At 60.6% G+C, this 23,087-nt stretch carries 19 protein-coding genes; 15 read left to right on the top strand and 4 right to left on the bottom strand.

The genetic code is table 11. The features are described 5' to 3' along the window. Positions 1-5 precede the first annotated feature (5 nt). From ACESMZ_RS06980 to ACESMZ_RS06965, 4 genes are all read left to right on the top strand, one after another. Positions 6-800, top strand: coding sequence for an enoyl-CoA hydratase-related protein (locus ACESMZ_RS06980; RefSeq protein ID WP_372957555.1), 795 nt, complete (start codon positions 6-8; stop codon positions 798-800). Then, the gene (locus ACESMZ_RS06975; protein ID WP_372972402.1) at positions 797-2,803 is read left to right on the top strand and encodes an acetyl/propionyl/methylcrotonyl-CoA carboxylase subunit alpha; all 2,007 of its coding nucleotides are present in this window, start codon (positions 797-799) and stop codon (positions 2,801-2,803) included. Before ACESMZ_RS06980 ends, ACESMZ_RS06975 begins: the two co-directional genes overlap by 4 nt. 2 nt (positions 2,804-2,805) lie before the next feature. Next, positions 2,806-3,699: a hydroxymethylglutaryl-CoA lyase gene (locus ACESMZ_RS06970; protein WP_372957553.1), complete on the top strand. Its 894-nt coding sequence runs from the start codon at positions 2,806-2,808 to the stop codon at positions 3,697-3,699. A 318-nt stretch (positions 3,700-4,017) separates the two neighbouring features. Further along, entirely contained in the window at positions 4,018-4,407 is a 390-nt protein-coding gene (locus ACESMZ_RS06965) for an EF-hand domain-containing protein (protein ID WP_372957552.1), read from the top strand. A gap of 94 nt (positions 4,408-4,501) precedes the next feature. On the opposite strand, the gene ACESMZ_RS06960 is transcribed toward ACESMZ_RS06965, so the two are convergent. Further along, positions 4,502-5,593, bottom strand: coding sequence for a sigma-54 interaction domain-containing protein (locus tag ACESMZ_RS06960; RefSeq protein ID WP_372957551.1), 1,092 nt, complete (start codon positions 5,591-5,593; stop codon positions 4,502-4,504). 301 nt (positions 5,594-5,894) lie between these two features. Between ACESMZ_RS06960 and sodC the strand changes: the two genes are divergently transcribed. The 6 genes from sodC (at position 5,895) to ACESMZ_RS06930 (ending at position 12,332) form a co-directional block, all read left to right on the top strand. Next, complete coding sequence (sodC, locus tag ACESMZ_RS06955) at positions 5,895-6,437, top strand: superoxide dismutase [Cu-Zn] SodC (protein ID WP_372957609.1); 543 nt, start codon at positions 5,895-5,897, stop codon at positions 6,435-6,437. A 36-nt stretch (positions 6,438-6,473) separates the two neighbouring features. Further along, entirely contained in the window at positions 6,474-9,011 is a 2,538-nt protein-coding gene (ligD, locus tag ACESMZ_RS06950) for a DNA ligase D (protein ID WP_372972401.1), read from the top strand. A 214-nt stretch (positions 9,012-9,225) separates the two neighbouring features. Then, positions 9,226-10,029, top strand: a complete 804-nt coding sequence (locus ACESMZ_RS06945; RefSeq protein ID WP_372957549.1) for a Ku protein — start codon at positions 9,226-9,228, stop codon at positions 10,027-10,029. After that, positions 9,992-10,990 carry a Ku protein gene (locus tag ACESMZ_RS06940; RefSeq protein ID WP_372957548.1) on the top strand — a complete coding sequence of 333 codons (999 nt, stop codon included), beginning with the start codon at positions 9,992-9,994 and terminating at the stop codon, positions 10,988-10,990. The genes ACESMZ_RS06945 and ACESMZ_RS06940 overlap by 38 nt, the downstream gene beginning before the upstream one ends. Before the next feature lie 250 nt (positions 10,991-11,240). Beyond that, complete coding sequence (locus tag ACESMZ_RS06935) at positions 11,241-11,570, top strand: four-helix bundle copper-binding protein (RefSeq protein ID WP_372958650.1); 330 nt, start codon at positions 11,241-11,243, stop codon at positions 11,568-11,570. A 33-nt stretch (positions 11,571-11,603) separates the two neighbouring features. Continuing rightward, the gene (locus ACESMZ_RS06930; RefSeq protein ID WP_372972400.1) at positions 11,604-12,332 is read left to right on the top strand and encodes an SRPBCC family protein; all 729 of its coding nucleotides are present in this window, start codon (positions 11,604-11,606) and stop codon (positions 12,330-12,332) included. 73 nt (positions 12,333-12,405) lie between these two features. Here ACESMZ_RS06930 and ACESMZ_RS06925 read toward each other — a convergent pair whose 3' ends face one another. Beyond that, positions 12,406-12,975 carry an AAA family ATPase gene (locus ACESMZ_RS06925; RefSeq protein WP_372958648.1) on the bottom strand — a complete coding sequence of 190 codons (570 nt, stop codon included), beginning with the start codon at positions 12,973-12,975 and terminating at the stop codon, positions 12,406-12,408. Beyond that, the gene (locus ACESMZ_RS06920; protein WP_372958647.1) at positions 12,965-13,378 is read right to left on the bottom strand and encodes a TA system antitoxin ParD family protein; all 414 of its coding nucleotides are present in this window, start codon (positions 13,376-13,378) and stop codon (positions 12,965-12,967) included. Before ACESMZ_RS06920 ends, ACESMZ_RS06925 begins: the two co-directional genes overlap by 11 nt. Before the next feature lie 241 nt (positions 13,379-13,619). Between ACESMZ_RS06920 and ACESMZ_RS06915 the strand changes: the two genes are divergently transcribed. After that, positions 13,620-14,477 (top strand): PA4780 family RIO1-like protein kinase, encoded by an 858-nt coding sequence (locus tag ACESMZ_RS06915; protein WP_372958646.1) that lies wholly within the window; start codon positions 13,620-13,622, stop codon positions 14,475-14,477. A 15-nt stretch (positions 14,478-14,492) separates the two neighbouring features. Here the strand turns inward: ACESMZ_RS06915 and ACESMZ_RS06910 are convergent, their stop codons facing one another. After that, the gene (locus tag ACESMZ_RS06910; RefSeq protein ID WP_372958645.1) at positions 14,493-15,167 is read right to left on the bottom strand and encodes a spermidine synthase; all 675 of its coding nucleotides are present in this window, start codon (positions 15,165-15,167) and stop codon (positions 14,493-14,495) included. 196 nt (positions 15,168-15,363) lie between these two features. Between ACESMZ_RS06910 and ACESMZ_RS06905 the strand changes: the two genes are divergently transcribed. From ACESMZ_RS06905 to ACESMZ_RS06890, 4 genes are all read left to right on the top strand, one after another. Beyond that, positions 15,364-16,995, top strand: a complete 1,632-nt coding sequence (locus tag ACESMZ_RS06905; protein ID WP_372958644.1) for an FAD-binding oxidoreductase — start codon at positions 15,364-15,366, stop codon at positions 16,993-16,995. Next, positions 16,995-18,557 carry a glycerol-3-phosphate dehydrogenase/oxidase gene (locus ACESMZ_RS06900; RefSeq protein ID WP_372972399.1) on the top strand — a complete coding sequence of 521 codons (1,563 nt, stop codon included), beginning with the start codon at positions 16,995-16,997 and terminating at the stop codon, positions 18,555-18,557. The genes ACESMZ_RS06905 and ACESMZ_RS06900 overlap by 1 nt, the downstream gene beginning before the upstream one ends. After that, positions 18,554-20,125 carry an FGGY-family carbohydrate kinase gene (locus tag ACESMZ_RS06895; RefSeq protein ID WP_372958642.1) on the top strand — a complete coding sequence of 524 codons (1,572 nt, stop codon included), beginning with the start codon at positions 18,554-18,556 and terminating at the stop codon, positions 20,123-20,125. The genes ACESMZ_RS06900 and ACESMZ_RS06895 overlap by 4 nt, the downstream gene beginning before the upstream one ends. A gap of 89 nt (positions 20,126-20,214) precedes the next feature. After that, a complete protein-coding gene (locus tag ACESMZ_RS06890; RefSeq protein WP_372972398.1) occupies positions 20,215-23,085 on the top strand; it encodes an EAL domain-containing protein in 2,871 nt (956 codons plus the stop codon). Positions 23,086-23,087 lie beyond the last annotated feature (2 nt).

The raw sequence follows: 23,087 nt of genomic DNA, 5'->3' as shown, positions 1-23,087 counted from the left end.
CAGCCATGAACCCATCTGCCGTTATCAGTACCACCGACAGCCGTGGCGTTACCCGGATTACCCTGAACCGGCCGGACAAGCGCAACGCGTTCGACGACCGCATCATTGCGGAACTGACCAGCGCCATCCAGGCGGCCGGGGCCAACCCGGATTGTCGCGTTGTGGTGCTTGCGGGGGAAGGTAAGCATTTCTCCGCTGGCGCCGACCTCAACTACATGAAACGCACCGCGGAACTCACCCAGCGGGAGAATGTGGAAGACGCACAACGCCTGGCGGGGCTGATGCAGGCCCTGGACCGGCTTGACCGACCCACCCTGTGCCTGGTGCAGGGAGCCGCCTATGGTGGCGCACTGGGCCTTATCTGCGCCGCCGATATTGCCATCGGTACCGAGAACAGCCAGTTCTGTCTCAGCGAGGCAAGGCTGGGCATTACACCCGCCGCCATCGGACCCTATGTGGTGCGTACCCTGGGCCAGCGGCATGCCCGCCGATACTTCCAGACTGCCGAGGTGATCCGGGCGGGGCGAGCCCTGGAACTGGGCCTGATCCATGAGTGCGTCCCCGAAGATCAACTCGTCAGCAAGGCTGAAGAACTCATCACTGCCCTGCTCCGTAACGGCCCGGTCGCCATGGCCGCCGGAAAGGAACTGGTATCCGCCGTCTCCGGCGGCGCCGTTTCCGACGAGATTATCCAATACACCGCCGAAGTCATCGCCCGGCTGCGCACCGGCGATGAAGGGCAGGAAGGCCTGGCAGCCTTTTTCGACAAACGGACTCCAGACTGGGCGGTAACCTCATGAGCAACAAAATCACTTCCATACTGGTCGCCAACCGGGGCGAGATTGCCCTGAGAATCTTCAGGACCGCAGAAGCCATGGGGCTGAGCACCGTGGCCGTCTACTCCGACGCCGACGCCAATGCGCCCTTTGCACTGGAGGCCGATACCGCCCTGAACATCGGGCCGGCGGAAGCGGCGAAGAGTTATCTGAACATCGAGAAAATCATCACGGCAGCCCGCACCAGCGGCGCCGACGCCATTCACCCGGGTTACGGTTTTCTCTCAGAGAATACCGACCTCGCCGCCGCCTGCGAGAAGGCCAGCCTGCGTTTTATCGGCCCCCCTGCCAGCGCCATCGCCGCCATGGGCTCCAAGAGTGCGGCCAAGGCCCTGATGGAAGAGGCTGGTGTACCCCTCGTTCCCGGTTACCACGGTGATTCGCAGGACGCGGATGTCTTCAGTCGGGAAGCAGAGCGCATCGGCTACCCGCTATTGATAAAAGCCAGCGCCGGTGGCGGCGGCAAGGGTATGCGTGTGGTCCGGCATGCCTCCGAACTGCAGTCAGAGATCGAAGCCGCTCAAAGGGAAGCCCAGTCTTCATTCGGTGACCCCAAGCTGCTGCTGGAACGCTACCTGGAAACGCCCCGGCACGTTGAAATCCAGGTGCTGTTCGACCAGCACGGTAGCGGCGTCTACCTGTTCGACCGGGACTGCTCGGTTCAGCGCCGTCACCAGAAAATAATCGAGGAGGCGCCGGCACCCGGCATCCCGGACGACGTGCGCAAGGCGATGGGTGAGGCCGCCGTACGTTGTGGTGAAGCCATCGGTTACGTTGGCGCAGGCACGGTGGAATTCCTTTACGAACCGGAAAGCCACGAATTCTTCTTCATGGAAATGAACACCCGCCTGCAGGTGGAACACCCTGTCACCGAGATGGTCACGGGGCTCGACCTGGTGGAATGGCAGATCCGGGTGGCCAATGGAGAGCGCCTGCCCTGGCGGCAGGAAAACCTGCGCTTTCAGGGGCACGCCATGGAAGCCAGGGTCTACGCGGAAGATCCGGACAACGGGTTTCTCCCACAGACGGGACGACTGCATACACTCCATGAGCCCGCAGAGAACGACGTTGTTCGTGTCGATTCCGGCGTACGGCAGGGGCTGGATATTACTCCATGGTACGACCCCATGTTGGCCAAGGTGATCACGTTCGGAGAAGACCGGGATGAGGCCAGGATCAACCTGATCGAAGCCCTTAATCGCTATCACACCGACGGCGTGGTGCTGAATACGGATTACGTGAGCCGGGTGCTGCGACATGAAGACTTTGCCGCAGCGCGGTTAACCACCCGGTTTGTGGAGATCCACGAGGAAGCTCTCGCCAAACCCCTGTTTTCGCCCTGGGCACGCAAGCGCCTGAGCCTGGTGGCCTGGCTCAGGGAGGTGGGCGCCCTCACCCACCGCGGCAGCCGGGATGTCTGGGGCCGGCTGAGCGGCTTCCGCACTGGAGACAGCCATTGGCAGCCCTTCGAGCTGGACCTGGATGGTGATCGTCACCACGGTCACTACCAGGTGCTGCGGGTGGGCAACGTCTACGGCCGCCTCACCGTATTGATGGAGGATGAAGAGACCCGTATCCGCTGGGGCCGGATGGATGACGGAGCCCTTGAGGTGCGCCTGTCCGGCCGCCGGATCCGTCTTGATGGCGCCTCAAGGGGTGACGAGCTTGCGGTATTCGCCGACGCCGCCACCTGGAAGGTCAGGATCAATCATCCGGAAGTGGCCCAGGGCGCTGCAGCTGATGAGACCGAGCTGACCGCTCCCATGCACGGCCGGGTAACAGCGATACTCTGCAAGCCTGGAGAATCCGTCAAGGCCGGCCAGGCGCTGCTGACCATGGAGGCCATGAAAATGGAACACACCCTGAAAGCCGGCTTTGACGGTACGGTGGAGGCTGTTCACTGTCAGACAAACAGTAACGTGGAAGCAGCCCAGGTACTCATTACCCTGGCAAAGCCGGAGCACTGACCATGGCAGACAATACCGTAACCCTGGTGGAAGTGGGTCTTCGCGACGGGCTCCAGAACGAGAAAACCCCGGTGTCCCCAGTGCAGCGGGCGGAATGGTTCAATGCCCTGGTCGCCGCTGGCCACCGGCGCATTGAGGCCGGCAGCTTTGTCTCACCCAAATGGGTGCCCCAGATGGCAGGGACTGACGAGGTGATGTCCCTGATTCGCAAACCTGCCCATGTGACTGCGGAAGTCCTGGTGCCAAACCAGAAAGGCCTTGAGGCTGCGTTGCAGACCTCTGCCGAGGTGATGGCCGTGTTTACGGCCGCGTCCGAGAGCTTTAACCGCAAGAACATCAACTGCTCTATCGAGGAGAGCATAGAGCGGTTCCGGCCCGTGGTTGAAGGCGCCAGGGCTGCCGGTCGACGAGTCCGGGGCTATGTTTCCTGCGTGGTGGGCTGCCCCTACGAGGGCCGTATACAGCCCTCGCAGGTAGCCCATGTTACCCGGCGCCTGCTGGACCTGGGCGTGGATGAGATTTCTCTCGGCGACACCATTGGCGTGGCCCGGCCCAGAGAAATCCACGCCCTGCTCGACGCCATCATCCCCGACACGGGTACCGATATCCTTGCCCTGCACTGCCACGACACCTATGGCCAGGCCATCGCCAATATCACCGCCGGGCTCGAGCGTGGCATCCGCATATTTGATTCTGCCGTGGCCGGTCTGGGGGGGTGCCCCTACGCCAGGGGTGCCACCGGCAACGTAGCCACCGAAGATGTGCTTTACCTCCTGGAGGGGGAAGGCTTCGTAACAGGCGTCGACCTGCAGAAGGTCGCTGACCTGGGCGCTTCAATATGTCAGGTCCTGGCCCGGGACAACCCCTCTCGCACCGGCAAGGCGCTGACGGCCTGATTCCTGACACAGGCCGCAGCGGAAAAGGCTACAGGGCCCCAGTAAATTTTACCGAGGGCTCGTCCAACGTATCGCCAGAGATTTTTACCTAGCTTCGCATGCCAGCGCGGTTATTCCGGCAGGGCCCTGAAACAGCCGGGAAAACTGCATCCCATTAAATCGGGTTAATAGCGCTGGCCACTGGCCCACCTTTCGCAACGTATCTCCCCGGGCGTGCCTCTCCAGCCTGTGCTGAGGGGCCCGGTTTCCGTTAGCTCCCCGCTCTGTATACAAGGCTTCCGGGTGCTGACGATTCTGACAAAGTATTGAGGAGACGACATGATGTTCAGGAAACTCGTACTTCCCACCGCACTGCTGACCGCCCTGGCTGTAAGCCCGGTAATGGCGGAGAACTCCGGTGATACCGGCGGCAGCAAGGCCGAGCGTCAGCAGGAAATGCAGACAGGTAAGGAGGGTTATACCGCAGGGTCCGATATGGGCAAAGAGTCAGCCCAGTCCTTCGATGAACTGGACAAGAACCAGGACGGCAAGCTCGACGAGGACGAGCTCAACGCCTGGGGCAGCACCGCTGCCGGTCCTGATTCCTCCGGTGAAGCCGGCTCAGCGAAGGCAGAGAAAATGCTGGAGCGGTACGACCGGGACGGCGACCGTTCGCTCTCCAAGGAAGAAATGGAGCAAGGACCCAGCAGTACGAAAGCCACCGAGTAACAGCGACAAAACTCCACGGGGTGGCGCTTCCCCGCCACCCCGTCAAGGCGCCGGTCGCTGGTACTGCCAGTTGGGATAGCCTGTATCCCCTGCTCTACGCTTCCTCGGCATTGCAGGTGCCGGGATGTATACCGTCAGCCTGCTCATACTGCCTGAGTCGGTTGTACAACGTTTTCAGGCTGACACCGAGAATGTTGGCCGCTTTCTCCTTTCGGCCGCCATATTGTTCCAGCGTGGCGAAAATCAGATTTCGTTCCACTTCCGCCACGGAGGCACCCACCTCCACGGTGATTGTCTGGTTGTGCCTGCGCACCCTGTCAGCGGGATACGTGACGTCCGGTGGCAACTCGGCACGGGAAATCACCCGATCGGCCATTATATACGCTCGCTGAATCACGTTCCGGAGCTCCCGGATATTGCCGGGCCAGCGGTGATCCTCCAGTGCTGCCAGGGCATCTTCCGTAAACCGCTTATGTTCACCATCAGCCACATTGAACTCACCGAGGAAGTACCTGGCAAGGTCTGCGATATCCTCCCTGCGCTCACGCAGCGTCGGTATCTCGATGGGAAAAACCTGGAGCCGGTACAACAGGTCCGGACGCAATTTTCCGGAAGCCACTTCCTCTTCCAGGCAACGGTTGCTTGCAGCGATGATACGAACATCGGTTTCCCTTTCCTGGTCGCCACCCACCCGGACAAACCGGCGGCTTTCAAGGACCCGCAACAGTTTGACCTGTAACTCGACCGGCATTTCGGTCACCTCATCCAGGAACAATGTTCCCCCGTCGGCCTGCTCAAACACCCCCCGGTGGCTTCGCAGGGCGCCGGTGAAACTGCCCTTTTCATGGCCAAACAGTTCACTTTCGATAAGCTGGGGCGAAATGGCACCGCAGTTAACCGGCACAAACGGCCGGTCCGCCCTCAAGCTGTTGAAGTGTATGGCCTGGGCTGCGACTTCCTTGCCCGTACCGCTTTCGCCCGTCAGCAGGACAGTGGCGTTAGTGGGCGCGACCCGGTAGACCTGCGACAGTACTGCTCTCATCGCAGCAGACCGGCCCGACAGACTCCCCGCCGAACCCACAGCAGGTGGCTCCAGCGCTATGCTGGCCCCTGGCGGAGAAACGAAGCCGGTAACAATGGATTCCTCACCCCCGATAACTGACGTTCCGTATTCGATAAGACTCATTGCCTTCTCTCCTTAGCTGGTAGTCAGCAAGTCACCTGGACTACAGGATCTGAAGGGCCGTGCCAACAAATCTCAACTCGGGTGTTTCATGAACCCGGGATTACCTTTTACTCAGATTACTGATAACGCACATTTCCCGGTGAATTCTTTACTAGGCTGAACCCTAGGATGGGCCGGATCAGCGGCCGGTTCCAGTGGAACTCAGAATGTTTTACCAGTGGAACCGGCACGGCGATATAACCTGTGATAACCCGGCCAGCTTCCACGCTCCGTTCAGCCAAAGGAGACTGCCATGCAACGCCTGAAACAGATCGGTCTTTCAAGCCTCGCGGCCACCGCGATACTCCTGCCTGCTAGCCCGGCAATGGCGAATGAATCCTTGAACGTTGAAATTCACAAGGTCACCACAGAAGGTCAGGGTGAAACCATTGGTACCATACGCCTTGAGCAAAACGAGCACGGGGTGTTGATGGTGACCGATCTCAAAGGCCTGGGGCCCGGCCCCCATGGATTCCACCTCCATGAAAACCCCGATTGCGGTCCGGCCACCAAGGACGGTGAAACGACTCCTGCCGGCGCGGCCGGTGGGCATTACGACCCGGAAAACACGGGCGCCCACAAGGGGCCGTTTTCGACGGATGGCCATTTGGGTGACCTGCCCAGGATCCACGTTGGCCAGGAGGGCGAGTCCGAACAGACCTACCTGGCACCGCGGTTGGAACTGAACCACTTCAGAGGTCGGTCTCTTGTCATCCACCAGGGCAGTGACAACTATTCCGACGATCCCCAGCCACTGGGGGGCGGCGGTGCCCGGGTTGCCTGCGGTGTGGTACCGGAAAGTTAACTCTCACATTGTCCGGTCATGACGGTAAGGGAAGTCGTGAGCACTAACGCCCGACTGAGCGAGTATCAGCGGAAACGGGATTTCAGCCGAACGGCAGAACCCGCCGGCACCGTCCGTGCCGACGGTGGTACCGGACAATATATCATGCATATGCATGCCGCCAGCCATGACCATTTCGATCTCCGCCTGGAGCAGGACGGCGTTCTGCGCAGTTGGGCCCTGCCCAAGGGCCCGAGCCTGGCGCCGGGTGAAAAGCGCCTGGCGGTGGAAGTGGAAGATCATCCTCTGGACTACGGCACCTTCGAAGGCGTTATTCCACAGGGTGAATACGGTGGTGGTACCGTCATGCTCTGGGACAGGGGGTTTTGGAAACCCCTGAAGAATCCCACGAAAGACCGTATCGATTTTGAGCTCCATGGTGAGAAGCTTAACGGTCACTGGACGCTGGTTCGCATTCGGGACAGGAATCGCTCTGGCAAACGCGCCGGTCGGAACTGGTTACTGATCAAACGCTCCGATGAAAGCATTCCGGAACCGGAGGATATTAGTGTCGTGACCGGACGAACCATGGCGCAGATCGCCCGGGAAGAGGCGCCTGACGATGGAGAATCGAAACCGGAACCCGCGGAGCTGACCAATAACCGTCGCCGGAAACTGACCGACGCGCCATCGGTCCAGCTTGCCACCCTGGTCGATACACCACCCGAAGGCGAGTCCTGGCTACATGAACTCAAGTTCGATGGTTACCGGCTGCTTGCGCAGATTGACCACGGTGAGGTTACCCTGACAACCCGTAACGGGAAGGACTGGACTCGTCGCTTTCCCGGCCTCGTCGAGGCGTTACAGGACCTGCCAGTGACCTCCGCCCTGATCGATGGTGAAGTGGTGGTGCCGGAACCGGACGGCTCCACCAGTTTTCGCAAGCTGCAGGAATACCTCTCTGCCGGCAAGGCCAATAAGGCCAGGTCATCGCTGGTACTCCAGGCTTTCGACCTGCTCTACCTTGACGGGTATGACTTGCGCAAAACGCCCCTCATCGAGCGCAAGGAAACTCTCAGGCTGTTGATCCCCCCGGATCCTGACGGCAAGGGGCGAATCCGTTATTCGGACCATATCCGCGGCCAGGGGCCGGCCTTTTTCCGGCAGGTATGCGAAATGGGCCTGGAAGGCATGGTCTCCAAGGACAGCCAGGCAGCGTACCACCCGGGCCGGCACCGAAGCTGGCTGAAGACCAAGTGTGTACAGCAGGACGAGTTTGTTGTTGGCGGCTTTACCCGGCCTTCCGGGACACGCAATGGTTTTGGTTCCCTTCTGCTTGGCGCTTGGGACGGCGACCGGCTCATCTATGCCGGGCGTGTGGGGTCAGGCTTTTCCGGTCAGCAACTGGCAAGCCTCCACAAGACACTGAGTGCCCTGTCCCGAAAAACCTCCCCGTTCCTCGACAGGCCGCCCTCCCCCGCTGGCGTGCATTGGGTCACGCCAAAGGTCGTGGTGGAAGTGGAGTTCAGCGAACGAACCGGCAGCGGCGCCCTGCGCCACCCCGTATTTCGGGGCGTGAGAGAAGACAAACCCGCCAGCGAGGTCAGAATGGACAAGTCCAGCCAGGAGCAGTCCGGTACCGGAAAACCCCGGAAACCGGACAGAACAACCCGTTCCAGAACAAGTAAAGGAACCGATCCGGTTATTGCCGGTGTCACCATTACCCACCCGGACCGCATCCTTTACCCGAACCAGGGTATCACCAAGCTCGATGTTGCCCGGTATTACGAGGCGGTGCACGACCAGGTACTGAGGCACCTGGCGCGACGCCCCCTTTCCATGCTGCGTTGCCCGGAAGGGATCAGTGACGAGTGTTTTTTCCAGAAGCACCCTGACCACGCCTTTGCCAGCGACGTCCCCAGAATCGAAATCGCGGAAAAGCAGGGTGGTCACTCTACCTATCTTTACGTGGAATCAGCCAGTCATCTGGTTGCGCTGGTTCAGTACGGCGTGCTTGAGCTTCACCCCTGGGGCTGCACCATCGACAAGGTGGAACAGCCGGATACCCTGATCTTCGACCTGGACCCGGGCACCAACGTGAGCTGGCGGGCTATTGCCCGGGCAGCAACCAGCCTGAGGGAACGCCTGGACGAACTTGGGCTTACCAGTTTCCTCCAGGCCACCGGAGGCAAGGGGTTGCACCTGATCGTACCGATCAAACCAGAGTGGGAGTGGGAGGAAATAAAGGCATTTACCCTTGGTATCGCCCGGGCCCACGCCTCAGACGACCCCAAAGCCCTGACCACGAACATGTCGAAGGACAAGCGCCGGGGCAAGGTTTTCATCGACTACCTGCGCAATGGCCGGGGCAACACCAGTATCGCCCGGTACTCCACACGGGCGCGGGACAACGCCACCGTCGCCACCCCTTTGCGGTGGGACGAGCTCACCCCCGGCGCCACCGCCAATCGATACACGGTCAGCAACCTTCGGCGCCGTCTCAGTGCCCTCAAGACAGACCCGTGGGAAGGCTACGAAGGTGCACGAAACACGATACCCAGATCCTTGCTCGAACAATACCTGGAGAAAAAATGATGGGCCCCACCGACCATTCATCGGAACCAGGTAGTGACCGCCAGTGGTGGATAACCGATGGCCCGGAGCACTGCGTTATCTGTGAAGGTTCCGTGCATGCGGAGATGATTACCTGGTGCACGGTTTGTGACCGGGGTGTCTGCGCCTGGTGCCTTAACGAAACAGACTCCGACAAGGGCTTAATTTGTCCTGACTGTGCACAGGAGCATGAGTAGTGGCCGCAAGAGCAATCTGGAAGGGTGTGCTCACGTTCGGCGGCGTGGAGGTCCCGGTAAAGCTCTATTCCGCGGTAGAAGACCGCAACGTCCGGTTCCGTTTTCTCCATCGCAAGGCAAGGCAGCCGGTGAAGCAGGCCCTGGTTAACCCGGACAGCGACACCGTCGTGCCCTGGGCAGAAACCCGACGGATTTTTCGGAGTGATGAAGGCGCCCAGGTGCTCCTGGATTCCGACGAACTGGAGGAACTGAAGCCAGAGCCTTCCCGCACTATCGACGTCCTCAGTTTCCTGCCCCCAAAAGCCATAGACCACCGGTGGTACGACCGCCCCTATTACCTGGGCCCGGACGGCGCCGACGACGCCTACAGCGCCCTGATCGGGGCTCTGGAGGGAAAGCAGCGGGAGGGCCTGGCTCACTGGGTCATGCGGCACAAGGAATACTACGGCGCCCTGCGCCTGTATGACGGCTACCCTGTGTTGATGTCATTACGGTTCCGCGACGAAGTCATAGACGTGTCCGAACTCAGGCCGCCAAAGGGCAAGGCGCTGGACAGGAAAGAGCTTTCCATGGCCAGGCAGCTGATCGACATGCTGGAGGCCAGTTTTGAACCAGAGGCGTACCGTGACGAGTATCGGGACCGGGTGCTGGAAATGATCGACAGCAAGGGCAAGGGTAAGCGGGTCAAGCGTTCGCCCCCGTCCCGCAAGAAATCGACGGGAGATCTCAGGGCAGCGCTGGAAGCCAGTCTCAGGGGAGTCGGAAATGGCAAGAAGAAAAGCACGGGACAAAAGGCAAAATAATGGCAACGACCAGCATCAACACCACCCCCGCCCCTTCTGGTCCGGGGTGATCGCCTTTGGCCTGGTGAGCCTGCCGGTGTCCCTGTTCCCCGCTAACCGCGGCAAGCCGGTACGCCTTGGCATGGTGGATGTCGAGGGAAACCACCTGCGGCGCAGATACTTTAACGAGGAAAAGAACCAGATGCTGGAGGCGGAGGACCTGGTCAGGGGGTATCCCACAGGGGACAACGAGTTCGTGTTGATAGAGGACGAGGACCTGGAAGCCCTCGCACCAGAAAAGACCCGCGAGATCGACCTGCAGCGCTTCGTACCCCTGGACGAAATCAACCCGGTGTTCTTTGAGAGGGGATATTTCCTTGCCCCGGACTCGGACACGACCAAGGCCTATCGCTTGTTGGCCAAAGCCCTGGAAGAGACAAAGCGGGCCGGTATTGCGACCTTCGTGATGCGGGACCGGGAATACCTGATTGCCATCCTCTCCGAGGGTGGGATTCTCAGGGCGGAAACCTTGCGCTTTCATGACGAGATCCGCTCGCCCGAACAAGTGGGGCTGCCTGAGGAGCTACCCGAACCTGCCAAGCAACAGTTGCAAAAGACCCGCAAGGCTATCGAGGATCTCTCCCGCAAGACTTTCGATCCCGACAAGCTGGTAGAGACCCAGGTCCGCCGTTTGCGTGAGTTGATCGATCATAAATTCGCATCTCATGAGGACGTCCTAACCGAAGAAGTACCGGAAGAGGACCAGGAACCCGACAATGTGGTCGACCTGATGCAGGTGCTCAAGGAACGCCTCGAGGGGCAGCGCGGCGGCGGGCAGAAGCATTCCGGACGGGAATCCGGCGGGCCGGATAATGACCTCAGTCGAGACCAGCTCTACGAGAAAGCCCGCCAGGAAGGCATCACAGGACGCAGCAAAATGACCAAGCAGGAACTGATCGAGGCCCTGCGCCAGGCGAGTTGAGCCGCCCTGATCGGTAAGAAATACAAAGAAAGCGGTAAATATGCAGGGTCTGCCCTACTGGGAGAAAACTCCCCGACTTTAACTTCCGACGGCGCCTTCAGTATCCACTGCCGGACCACCTGATTTCCCTGCCTTTCCCGTACGTCCACAGTGCCTGCTTACCATGCCTTCATCTTGCTTTATCTGGCGCAATCTTCGCAGCACTCGCTGATGTCAATGGAAAAGCCAACTGACTTCCCGGGAGGATGATATGGCACATGAAAAATACGCTGACTGTATCCGGGCGTGTAATACCTGTGCAGATGCCTGTGATCACTGCGCCGTTGCCTGCCTGAATGAAAGCAATGTTTCCCACATGGCACGCTGTATCCGGCTGGACATGGACTGCGCAGCACTCTGCCGGCTCGCCGCGGGCTATATGGCCAGGGACAGCGAATGCGCAAGCATCCTCTGCCGGGCCTGCGCCGATATTTGCGATACCTGCGCAGATGAGTGCGAAAAACACGATCACGACCATTGCAGGCAGTGTGCGCAGGCCTGCAGGGAATGCGCCAGGGCATGCCGTGACATGGCCGCCTGAAAATTGCTCAAACATCAACCAGGGAGAAACACGATGCCCCACCGTACCCCGAAAACCTCTGCCGCGTCCGGGTCAGGACTGCTGCTGGGGGCCCTCGCCCTTTTGGGCGGAGCCAGCTGGTACCTGAAACACCGGTCGGATGAGCGCGCCCTTTCCCGACGACAGCGACTGCCCGCACCCGGCAGTACCGGTCCTTCTTCCACTTCGCTGAGTCCCTCCTGGCTATTGGGTGGGCTTGGTGCCGGGGTGGCAGGTGCCGTGGTGGGTGCATCGGGACTGAAACAACGCCACCGCACGGACGCCCGCAAACGACCTGGCGATGTGCACCTTTCGGGGCATGTGACGATCCACCGTTCGCCGGAAGAGGTTTACCAGTTCTGGCGAAATTTCCAGAACCTGCCCTCGGTGATGAGCTTCATTGAGCGGGTGGAACCCATGGAAGGGAACGTTACGCACTGGGTCGCCAAGGTGCCTGCGGGGCAGGCCATCCAGTGGGATGCAGAGACCGTCGATGACCAGCCAGGGCGGCGGCTGGCCTGGCGCTCACTGGAAGGTTCCGATTTGCAGACCTGGGGAACGGTAATCTTTGAACGCAGTGAGAACAATCTCAGCACGGATGTCTCGGTGTCATTCAACTTCAGTCCCCCCGCCAACGGTGGCGGGTCAGTGAGCCAGTATATCCAGGGACTGGAAAACGCCATCCTTAACCGCAACCTGCGAGAGCTGAAGGCGCGGCTGGAAGCTGGAGAAAACCCCTCCTGAACACCACATTCATGGCGATGGAAATTCTGACAAGGCTTCGGCCTTGCCCTTTTTCCTGGCGAGGGTCCCGTGGTTACCCCATGATCCGGGATGCCCACTCGGGCACTTCCTTCACGAAAATTTGCCAGGCACCGTCCTTCCAGGAGGCAATCCGGACATAGGGTTTGACGGTACTGGAGTTGTCCACCAGGTGAAGTTCGTCCGCCAACCCCACGGAATCGCGGATATTCGAGAAGGTTCTCGGAACGCGGCTGTTTACCTTCGACTCGGGAACATGGTGACCACCGGCCTGCACACGGGACGCAACCCGCGCGTTGTGCAACCCGGTATCGCCCAGGTGGAAATAGAAGATGTGGATGCGGAACCCCGCCGCCTTGGCGGTGGCAATGAAGTCGAGCTTGGACGGATGTGAATACACCGTCTCGAAGCAAAAGGTCTGTCCTTCCTCAACCAGCCGGAACCGTTCTTTCTCGGCAATCAGGGCGGCTTCGTAGCTATGGGCTTCCGGCTCAGCCGGCCACAGTGTACGGGCGATGTTGTCCGCGTTGATAAGGGGGATGTTTCTCGGCTTTAAAAAACGTTCGTAGAACGTTGATTTACCGGCGCCATTACCTCCAGCCAGCAGCCAGAGCTCAGGCTGCATGGTCCTGGCCGCTCAGGGGCTCAAAGCGGCCATTGCGGAACTGCCCGGTAATTTTCTGCCCATCCGGATAAATCGCCTCAAGGTAACCGGGACGGCGTTCAGAGGCCTGGTAGACGATACGGCCACTGGCAATATGCCGGGACAGCTCACCGGACTCACGGTCCGCCTCTACGTCTGCCCAGATATCGTCACTGGTGGCCGGCTCCGGCAATACTGGCTCTACCCTCACCCTGCGTATGCCCTGACTGATGGCAATCAGGTCTTCGGCGCTGACCTCGCCGGCGACCGCTCGGCCGATCTCGGCCCAGAACTCGATCTGTTTTGGCGTCGAGCGTCGCTGAACCTGTGCCTCGGCTGCCGCGTGGCGTACCAGGGTGTCTTCAAGCCGGACGGGAGTGGTCATGGAACCTCCTGACATTTTGGATAACCTGATTCAGGTTACCACACATGTTGCGTTTTGCAACAGCGTCTCAACCGTTACCGATAACACCACGCGAGCTTCGACTGCCTTTTTGGTGGTCAGCACTCTATACTGCCCCCACGACCATTCCTGGGGACCACCCGGGCGGACCTGGCTGGCGACTGATACCAGTATGTCCCTCCGGACCAGGCCAGAATTATGACAAATACCACCAAAAGGCTCTATGAAGGTTCCAAAGCGATTACAACCACTGGTAGATGACGGTCTGGTAGATGAGGTTCTCTACCAGCTGATGAGTGGCAAGGAGGCACAGGTCTACGTGGTACGTTGTGCCGGCCAGCTTCGCTGCGCCAAAGTCTTCAAGGAGGCACAGAAACGCAGCTTCAAGCAGGCGGTGGAGTACCAGGAAGGTCGCAAGGTTCGCAACAGCCGGCGTGCCCGGGCCATGAGCCGGAAAACGAAGTACGGCCAGAAGGAACAGGAAGACGCCTGGCTGAACGCCGAAGTTGATGCCCTCTATAGACTGGCCGCAGCCGGCGTGCGGGTACCCGAGCCCTTCGGCTTCGTGGACGGTGTTCTATTGATGGAACTGGTGGCGGACAGCAACGGCGAGGCTGCACCACGACTCGATGACGTCACCCTGACCCCGGAACAGGCCCGCGACTATCACGGTCAGATCATCGCCGATGTTGTGCGTATGCTCTGTGCCGGGCTGGTTCATGGTGACCTGTCGGAATTCAACGTGCTGGTAGACCCGGAAGGTCCGGTTATTATCGACCTGCCCCAGGCCGTGGATGCCGCCGGTAACAACAATGCCGAACGCATGTTCCAGCGGGATGTGGACAACATGCGCCGTTACTTTGGCCGCTTTGCCCCGGAGCTGTTGGAAACCGACTATGCCGGTGAAATCTGGGCATTGTACGAATCCGGCAGACTGCATGCCGACAGTAAACTGACCGGCCAGTTCGTCCGCGATGAAAGCATCGCCGATGTCAATGAAGTGATGGAGGTCATTGCTGCCGCCACGGAGGAAGAGCGGGAACGCCTCGAACGGCAACAGGACGCGGATGACGATTCCTGACGCCTCTCGCGGTCCTCACCAGGCCAGCCAGATAACATGGCGGGCCCCCTTGCCTGGCCGGTGTGCGCGTACCGTTACCGGCTCCACGGAAAGCCCGGCCCGTTTGAGCCGTTCTGTAAACGCGGGATCCTGGCCGGCAGACCAGTAGGCCAGGATTCCATCCGGCGTCAGCGCTGCCTGCGCTGCAGCAATGCCCGGGGTGGTATAGAGCCAGTCGTTCTCTTTCCGGGTCAGGCCTTCCGGGCCATTGTCGATGTCCAGCAGGATGGCATCCCAGGCCCCCGGCGACATCCGGATCAGCTCAACCACATCACCGATATGTACCCGGGCCCTCGGATCGTTCAGCGGGTACCCTGCCGCACTGCCCAATGGCCCGCGATTCCAGGTTTCCACCTCCGGCACCAGTTCAGCCACGGTAACCTCAGCTTTCTCCCCCAGGGCGCCGAGCGCTGCAGCCAGGGTAAACCCCATGCCCAGCCCTCCGATGAGAACCTTCGGTGCGGGGTTATCCACGAGGCGTTCGCAGGCCAGGGTCGCCAGCGCATCTTCCGACCCATGCAGACGACTGTTCATCAGCTCACCCGGACTACCTGCAATCTTGATGGAGAACTCGTCGTTACGCTGCAGCAACCGCAGCTGTGTTCCCTTGCCGGGAATAATGGCGGTGCCAAGCTGCTCAAAACGGGCCATGGGTTACCTCGGTCAAATCAGTGGGGAATAACGAGGAAGGCAGATTACACGTCTTCCCGGGATAAAACCTCATCCAGTGATGGCGGATAGCTACCGGATCGAACGTGAAGTACCACTGGTACTTTATTAAGCTCAGATTTACTGACAAGATCAGCAGGATTTCAGGCAGCCAGTAAACACCAGCAAGGGAACCCTCATGCGCAGATGGAACGGCTGGGGTGATGACAATGTCCGGCCAGAACTCCCGGCCAGCGGCCTCACCCACCTCAAAGAAAGAACAGGAACCGCCCAACCACTCCCGGACGCCACCCTGGAGGACGTACTCCAACAGGTGCCCGGGTCTCGCCTCCCCGACCATCCGCTGATCAACAAGGACCCCGAGATCCGGGTCCGCCACGCCCGCGGCCAGAGCCTGCCGGACTGGCTCGCCATGCGCAGCGGTAAATTTGAAGTGTTTCCGGATGGGGTTGCCGAACCCGAAGCCGGGGGACAGGTCCGGGAACTGCTGGAACTGGCCGTCAAAGAAGGCTTTACAGTCATTGCCTACGGCGGCGGCACCAGCGTTGCAGGCCACATCAACCCCGTAGCCGGCAACAAGCCCGTACTGACCCTCAGTCTGGCTCGCATGAACCGCTTGCTGGATCTGGACCCTGAAAGCCAGATTGCCACGTTTGGCGCGGGCACACCCGGCCCCTTGGTGGAGTCACAGTTGCGGGCCAGGGGCTATACGCTCGGGCATTTTCCGCAATCCTTTGAATTGTCTACCCTTGGTGGCTGGGTGGCGAGCCGGTCAAGTGGTCAGCAATCCCTTCGCTATGGTCGCATAGAGCAACTCTTTGCCGGCGGCACCGTCGAGACCCTGCAGGGCACATTGACCATACCCACCCTGCCTGCTTCCTCGGCGGGCCCTGATGTCAGGGAGATGGTGCTGGGTTCCGAAGGACGACTGGGAATCATCACCGAAGCCAGGGTTCGCGTTACTCCCCTGCCCGAACGGGAATCGTTCCACGTGCTCTTTTTCCCGGACTGGCACACGGCACGGGAAGCCGCCAGGCATATGGTTCAAGGCAGGCTGCCCTTATCGATGCTGCGATTGAGCAACCCCACAGAAACGGAAACCCAGCTTGCCCTGGCCGGGCACCCTGCGAAAATCCGCATGCTGGAGCGGTATCTGAGCCTGCGGGGCGCCGGCGCCAACAAGTGCATGATGACCATTGGCGTGACCGGCTCGAAGCGACAGTGTCGTTTCGCGCTGAACGAGGCCCGGCGCTGTTGCAAAGCGTTCCACGGCGTTTACCTCGGTTCCGGCATGGGGCGCAAATGGGCGGAGAATCGCTTCGCCATGCCCTACCTGAGGGAGAGCTTGTGGCAGCAGGGTTATGCGGTAGATACCCTGGAAACCGCCACTGACTGGGACAACGTCGATTACCTGATGGGTAAAACCGAGGAAAGCCTCCGGCATGGCCTGGCGGACGAGAATCAACCGGTTCATGTATTCAGCCATCTGTCACACGTCTATCCCCAGGGCAGCAGTATCTATACCACTTACGTCTTCCCGGTGGCCGAATCCTACGAAAAGACGCTGGGCCGATGGCAACAGCTAAAGCACACCACATCAGCAGTCATTGTGGAAAACCGGGGCACCATTTCCCACCAGCATGGGGTCGGCAAGGACCATACGCCCTGGCTACATGTGGAAAAGGGCGAAACCGGCATGCTCGCTCTGCGAGGCCTTATCACCACATTTGACCCCCAGGGTTGCCTCAACCCGGGCACCCTCTTGCGTGAGCGCCGGGTCCGCCCCGGAGCCGGCAAGGAAAGTGGCTGATGACTCTGGAAGATCTGTCTCCCCATTACGATCTCATCGTCATCGGTGGTGGCATCACTGGTGCAGGGATTGCGCTAGAAGCGGCCTCAGCAGGACTGAATAGCCTGCTGGTCGAGCAGAAGGACTATGCCTGGGGCACATCGAGCCGGTCATCCAAGATGGTCCATGGCGGCCTGCGGTACCTGGCCAGTGGTCATTTCAGGTTGACCCGGGACGCGGTAAGGGAACGCCAGCGCATGCTGGACGAGCTGCCCGGGTTGGTTGACCCCATGCGCTATGTGATGCCCCATTATCGCAAGGGCTTCCCGGGTCCCTGGCTGTTCGACAAGGTACTGTGGCTGTACGACCGATTCTCCGGCAGGCGTTACCGGCACCGTATTGACCACACCGAAATCCTGCAATGGCTGCCGGGCATAGCAACAGAGGGGCTTAAGGCAGCCACTGGGTTTACCGACGCCGTCACGGAGGATGCCCGGCTGGTACTGCGGCTGCTGGCCGAGGCTCAACGCAAAGGCGCTGTTATCCGCAACTACACCCGTGTTACGGCTCTCCAGCGTCCGCCCCACGAGCCCTGGCAGGTCACCCTCGAGGATCACCACCCCGTGCCCGGCTCAAGCCGGACGCTGACCGCAAACGCCGTGATAAACGCCACCGGTGCCTGGGCCGACCGCCTGTGGCAGACGCCCCACCCGAACGAACGCATCCGACCACTCAGGGGAAGTCACCTTATCCTGCCCTTCCACCGGCTGCCGGTATCAGTGTCACTTACTCTCCGCCACCCGGAAGACCGTCGCCCGGTATTCATTTTCCCCTGGCTCGGTCATACCGTGGTGGGCACCACCGACCTGGACCATACCGATGACCTCGACCAGGAGCCAAGGATCAGTGAGCAGGAAGTGGAGTACCTGCTGGCGGCGATCAATTCGGCCTGTCCAGAAGCTAGGGCCGGTCGGCAGGATGTTCTTTCCACCTGGGCGGGCGTCCGGCCTGTGGTTACGGAAGGTCGCGACAAAGCACCGTCCGGCGAGAGCCGGGAGCATGTGGTCTGGGCTGAGGACGGCCTGATCTCAGTGGCCGGCGGCAAGTTGACGACCTGGCGGGTTATCGCCCGGCAAGTCCTGCTCACCGCCAGCCCCTGGCTGGACGGCCTGCAACTCACTGACGAGCGGCAACGAACCTTTCCTCCGAATCCGCCCCTCGTCCGACCGCGGGAAATCGGCCACCTCACCTGGCGCCGCCTCCAGGGTTATTACGGCCAGCTGCTGTCCGAGGTTCTGGCGGCAGGCCCCCTGGAACCGATTGCTGGCACTCCATACCTGTGGGCAGAGCTACATTGGGCTGCAAGGGCCGAGGGCGTGGTGCACCTGGATGACTTGCTGATACGCCGCACCCGTCTGGGGCTACTGACCCCGGAGGGAGGCGATCACCTGCTGGAAGAAGTCCGGCAACGGCTGCAGCCTGAACTGAACTGGTCGGATGAACGCTGGCAAAATGAGACAGACAGTTACCGGGCGCTGTGGCGCGAGGCATTCGCCCTGCCTGCGGAGAGTGCATCGCCATGACCTCTGCAGATAAAAGCCGTCCACTGATCATGGCGATTGATCAGGGGACCCAGAGTGTCAGGGCGCTTCTGTTCGATCCCTCAGGCCGCCTGGTGGGCCGGGGACACCAGCCCATCGAGCCCTATTTTTCGGACCAACCCGGTTGGGCGGAGCAACACCCCGAGTATTTCTGGCAGCAAATGGGCGAGGCCTGCAAGCTGTTATGGAGCAGTACCCACGCCAGCCCCGGCCAGGTCAGGGGGGTGACCCTCACCACACAGAGGGGTACGGTTGTCTCCCTGGATGGCGCCGGCAACCCCCTTCGCCCGGCAATACTATGGCTTGACCAACGTCATGCCGACGTCGACGGCCCCGTGCCCGGCCCCTGGGGATGGCTGTTCCGTGGGCTCGGTCTGAGCGAAACCATTAAACAGTTTCGCCGCAACGCCCAGGCCAACTGGCTGGCCCGCAACCAGCCAGATCTATGGCACGCTACTGAGAAATACCTGTTGCTATCCGGGTACCTCACCTGGCGGCTGACTGGCAACTACCGGGATTCCACCGGCAGTCAGGTGGGGTACCTGCCCTTCGACTACAGGCGCCAGCGCTGGGCAAGCCCGCGAGATTTCAGATGGAAGCTGATGCCGGTACGCCCCAGCCAGTTGCCTGAGCTGGTCACACCGGGCAATTCACTGGGACCACTGACTCCGGAGGCAGCCGCCCACCTGGGTGTGGCCCCCGGCCTGCCCCTCATTGCCAGCGCGTCCGACAAGGCGTGTGAAGTCCTCGGCAGTGGCGGCACGGGGCCGGACGTCGCCTGCCTGAGCTACGGCACCACGGCCACCGTCAATGTGACCAGCCGGCGATATATGGAAGCTGTGAGACTGATGCCTCCCTATCCTTCCGCCCTGCCCGGCCACTATTCCTCTGAAGTAATGATCTACCGCGGCTACTGGATGGTGAGCTGGTTCAAGCGGGAGTTCGGCCTGCGGGAGCAACGAATTGCAGAGAAGCGGGGTATTGCGCCCGAAGTTCTGTTCGATGAACTGGTCAATACGGTACCACCAGGTTCCATGGGCCTGATGCTTCAGCCCTACTGGTCGCCCGGAGTACGGCATCCCGGTCCGGAAGCCAAGGGAGCCATGATTGGCTTTGGCGACGTGCATACCCGGGCGCATATCTACCGAGCCATGCTGGAAGGGCTGGCCTATGCACTCCGGGAGGGCAAGGAACGCATCGAAAAGCGCAAAGGTAGCCCGGTAACAACACTGCGGGTTGCCGGCGGCGGCTCCCGCAGCAATGCCGCCATGCAGCTGACCGCAGACATTTTTGGTATGCCGGCGGGTCGCCCCGGCACGCCGGAGGCCTCCGGTCTTGGGGCGGCCATGGTCGCCGCCGCCGGGCTCGGGTTTTACCCATCCGTGACCGCAGCGGCCGAAGGAATGGCCGCAGCGACAGACGTCTTTCAGCCAGATCTGGAAGCCAGCGCCCTCTACAATCAGCTTTACCTGGAAGTCTATCGTCCGATGTACCGGCGCCTCGCTCCCCTCTATCGCAATATTCGCCGGATCACGGGTTACCCCGGATAACTGAGTCAGATCAAGTCCGGATCAGGTTGTTCTGACCAACCTGTAGAACTGTTATACACTCCTGACATCGTCCAATCACTTAAAGAGCCATGTCCGGAACCGCGCCGCCTGGGGATAAAGCAAATACACTGCTTGCCGTACCACAGTTTATCGGCCTGTTGGCGGTCATGGGGGTGCTGCACCTGATCGCCAGGGAACAGTTTCTGCTGTTCCACACACTGGTTGAGCTGCTTCGTATCCTAGTGCTGGGAGGGCTGTTTGTGCTCGCCTGGCACACCCGCCACTGGGCGGATAATCATTTTCTTCGTGTGGTGGGCATTGCGGCGGTTTTTATTGCCGGCATGGAGCTTTTCCACACCCTCTCCTACCGCGGCCTGGGACTCGTCGGTCCTGACCATGGCAATCTGCCAACCCAGCTCTGGATGGCCTTTCGGCTTCTGGAAGCCAGTGCCTTCCTGTTGGCGGCATTACCGGCGGGGCGGTCCGTATCCCCTGGCCGGGTCCTGGCCGGGTATGCAAGCGCCACCCTTGTGCTGGGGGGCCTGATCTTTACCGGCATGTTTCCGGATGCCTTCCGGGAGCCCGGCGGACTCACGGCGTTCAAGGTCAATACGGAATACCTGATCGCCACGACTTTCGCCGTTGCCATGGCCTTGCTGTTTGCCCGCAGGAAACGGTTCGATGCCCAGGTCCACTGGCTGATTCAGGCGTCACTGGCGTTCAACATTTTGGCAACCCTGTCCTTTACACGTTATGTCAGCGTCTATGGACTGGCCAACGAGGTGGGCCATTATTTCCTGCTGATCTCGGTCTACCTGATTTACCGGGGCGTTCTGGTCACCGGACTGGCCACGCCGTACCAGATCATGTTCCGCGACCTGAAACGTCATCAGGAACACCTGACTGAGCTGGTCAACGAACGCACGGCGGCACTGCAGCAAAGTGAACAGCTCAACCAGTCCTTTGTGGAGAACTCCCCGGCGATACTCATACTCCATGACCGGGATGGCCGCATCACGCTGGCCAACCCGGCCTTTGAGGCCCTCGCCGGGAAACCGGCCAGCGAGATTGTTGGGCACTACCCCCGTGACATCATTGCGCCGCAGATTGCCAATGCTATCGAAAGGAATAACCTGGCAGCCATTGCCGCTGGCAAGGCGGTACTTGCCACGGAAGCGGTCACGCTGGACAACCGACAGCGGTTGTTCGAGGCAGTTCACTTCCCACTGTCTGACCCCTCAGGCCAGGTTTCCGGCACTGGCGCAATAGCGACGGAAGTCACCGAGCAACGACGCCTGCAGGCCAACTACGAGCTGATGGTGCAGGCTTCCATGGACGCCCTGGTACTGCTGGATGATCGGGGTAACTTCGTCCAGGTCAATCCGGCAGCGCTGGCCCTTACCGGGTACAGTGAGTCCGAGCTGCTAACCATGAACCTGGAAGATATCGATGCCGGCAGTCATCCCGGTGGCATCGGTGAACGGCTGAAACAGATTGGCAGCAACCGGTCCGGCCGGTTCGAATCCTGCTGGCAGCACCGAAACGGTCAGGTGCGCGAGGTGGAGCTGAGCGTCCAGGTCTTTGATGGCATGGTGACCAACGGATTTTGCGCCTTCGTCAGGGACATCAGCCAGCAGCGGGCGGACCTTCGCCGCATCGAGTTCCTGGCCCGGTACGACGCACTTACCGAGCTACCCAACCGCGCCCGGTTCGAGGAGCTGGCCCAACAACGGCTTCAGCGTGCCGGACAGACCGGGCAGCAGGGCCTGCTCGTGTACATCGACCTGGACAACTTCAAGGACATCAACGATTCCCTTGGTCATTACATGGGCGACGCACTGCTGCGCACCATCGGCCAGCGTCTTCAGGCACTCGCTGATCCGCAACGGCTATTCGCCCGGTCCTCGGGTGATGAGTTTATTGCGCTGCTGGAAGTGGGCTCTGGCGAAGCGGCGATGGCGACGGAACTGGCCCGGATACAGCAGACCGTGGTGGATCCTGTGAGTGTAAACGGCCACCAGCTGCTGACGACGGTTTCCGTCGGTGTGTCAGTGTTCCCCGAGGACGGCCAGGACTTCACTACCCTATACCGTAATGCCGACACCGCCATGTACGCTGCCAAGGAAAGCGGCCGCAACACCTGGCGCCGGTTCGACAAGGCCATGCAGGAAAAGGCGTTTGAGCGCCAGTTGCTGCTTGCCGAGCTCCGGGGTGCGCTGGCGCGGGGCGAGCTTTTTATCCACTACCAGCCCCAGTTCAACCTTGCCAGCCGGGAGCTGGTGGGTGCCGAGGCACTGCTGCGCTGGCAGCACCCGGAGCTGGGCCTGGTGTCACCCGCCCGGTTTATTCCCATTGCTGAAGAAAGCGGGTTGATCGTGGACATCGGCGAGTGGGTGTTGAGGGAAGTCTGCCGTCAGGGGCGGGCCTGGAAAGAGGCGGGCCTGCCGCCGATCACCCTGGCGGTAAACCTGTCAGCCATTCAGTTCCAGCGCCCGGGCCTGTCTGCCGCCGTCGCGAGAATACTGGACAGTACAGCCTTTGACGGACGTTTCCTTGAGCTGGAACTGACCGAATCGGTTCTGGCCGGCGATGAAGCCCGGGTGGCAAATACCATCACCCAGCTCAGGCAATACAACGTCCAGGTCGCCATTGATGACTTTGGAACCGGCTATTCCAGCATGGCTTACCTGAACCGGTTTGCCGTGGACAAGCTCAAGATTGACCAGTCCTTCGTTCAGGGTATGGAGACCGACCGAAACAGCGCTTCTGTGGTGACCGCCATCATACGGCTGGCCCACAGCCTCGATCTGCGGGTTATTGCCGAAGGCGTTGAAACGGAAAAGCAGGCGCAACACCTGGAACAACTGGACTGTGACGAGGTACAGGGCTATCTCTTCAGCAAGCCTGTGGCCCCCGCCGCCTTCGCGGACCTGCTGGAAGCGCTGACCACCCAGGAGTGAAC

Source organism: Marinobacter sp. (genome assembly GCF_041690615.1).
GTDB lineage: Bacteria > Pseudomonadota > Gammaproteobacteria > Pseudomonadales > Oleiphilaceae > Marinobacter.
Note: the sequence above shows the minus strand (reverse complement) of the source record. Positions and strands in the feature narration are given on the sequence as shown.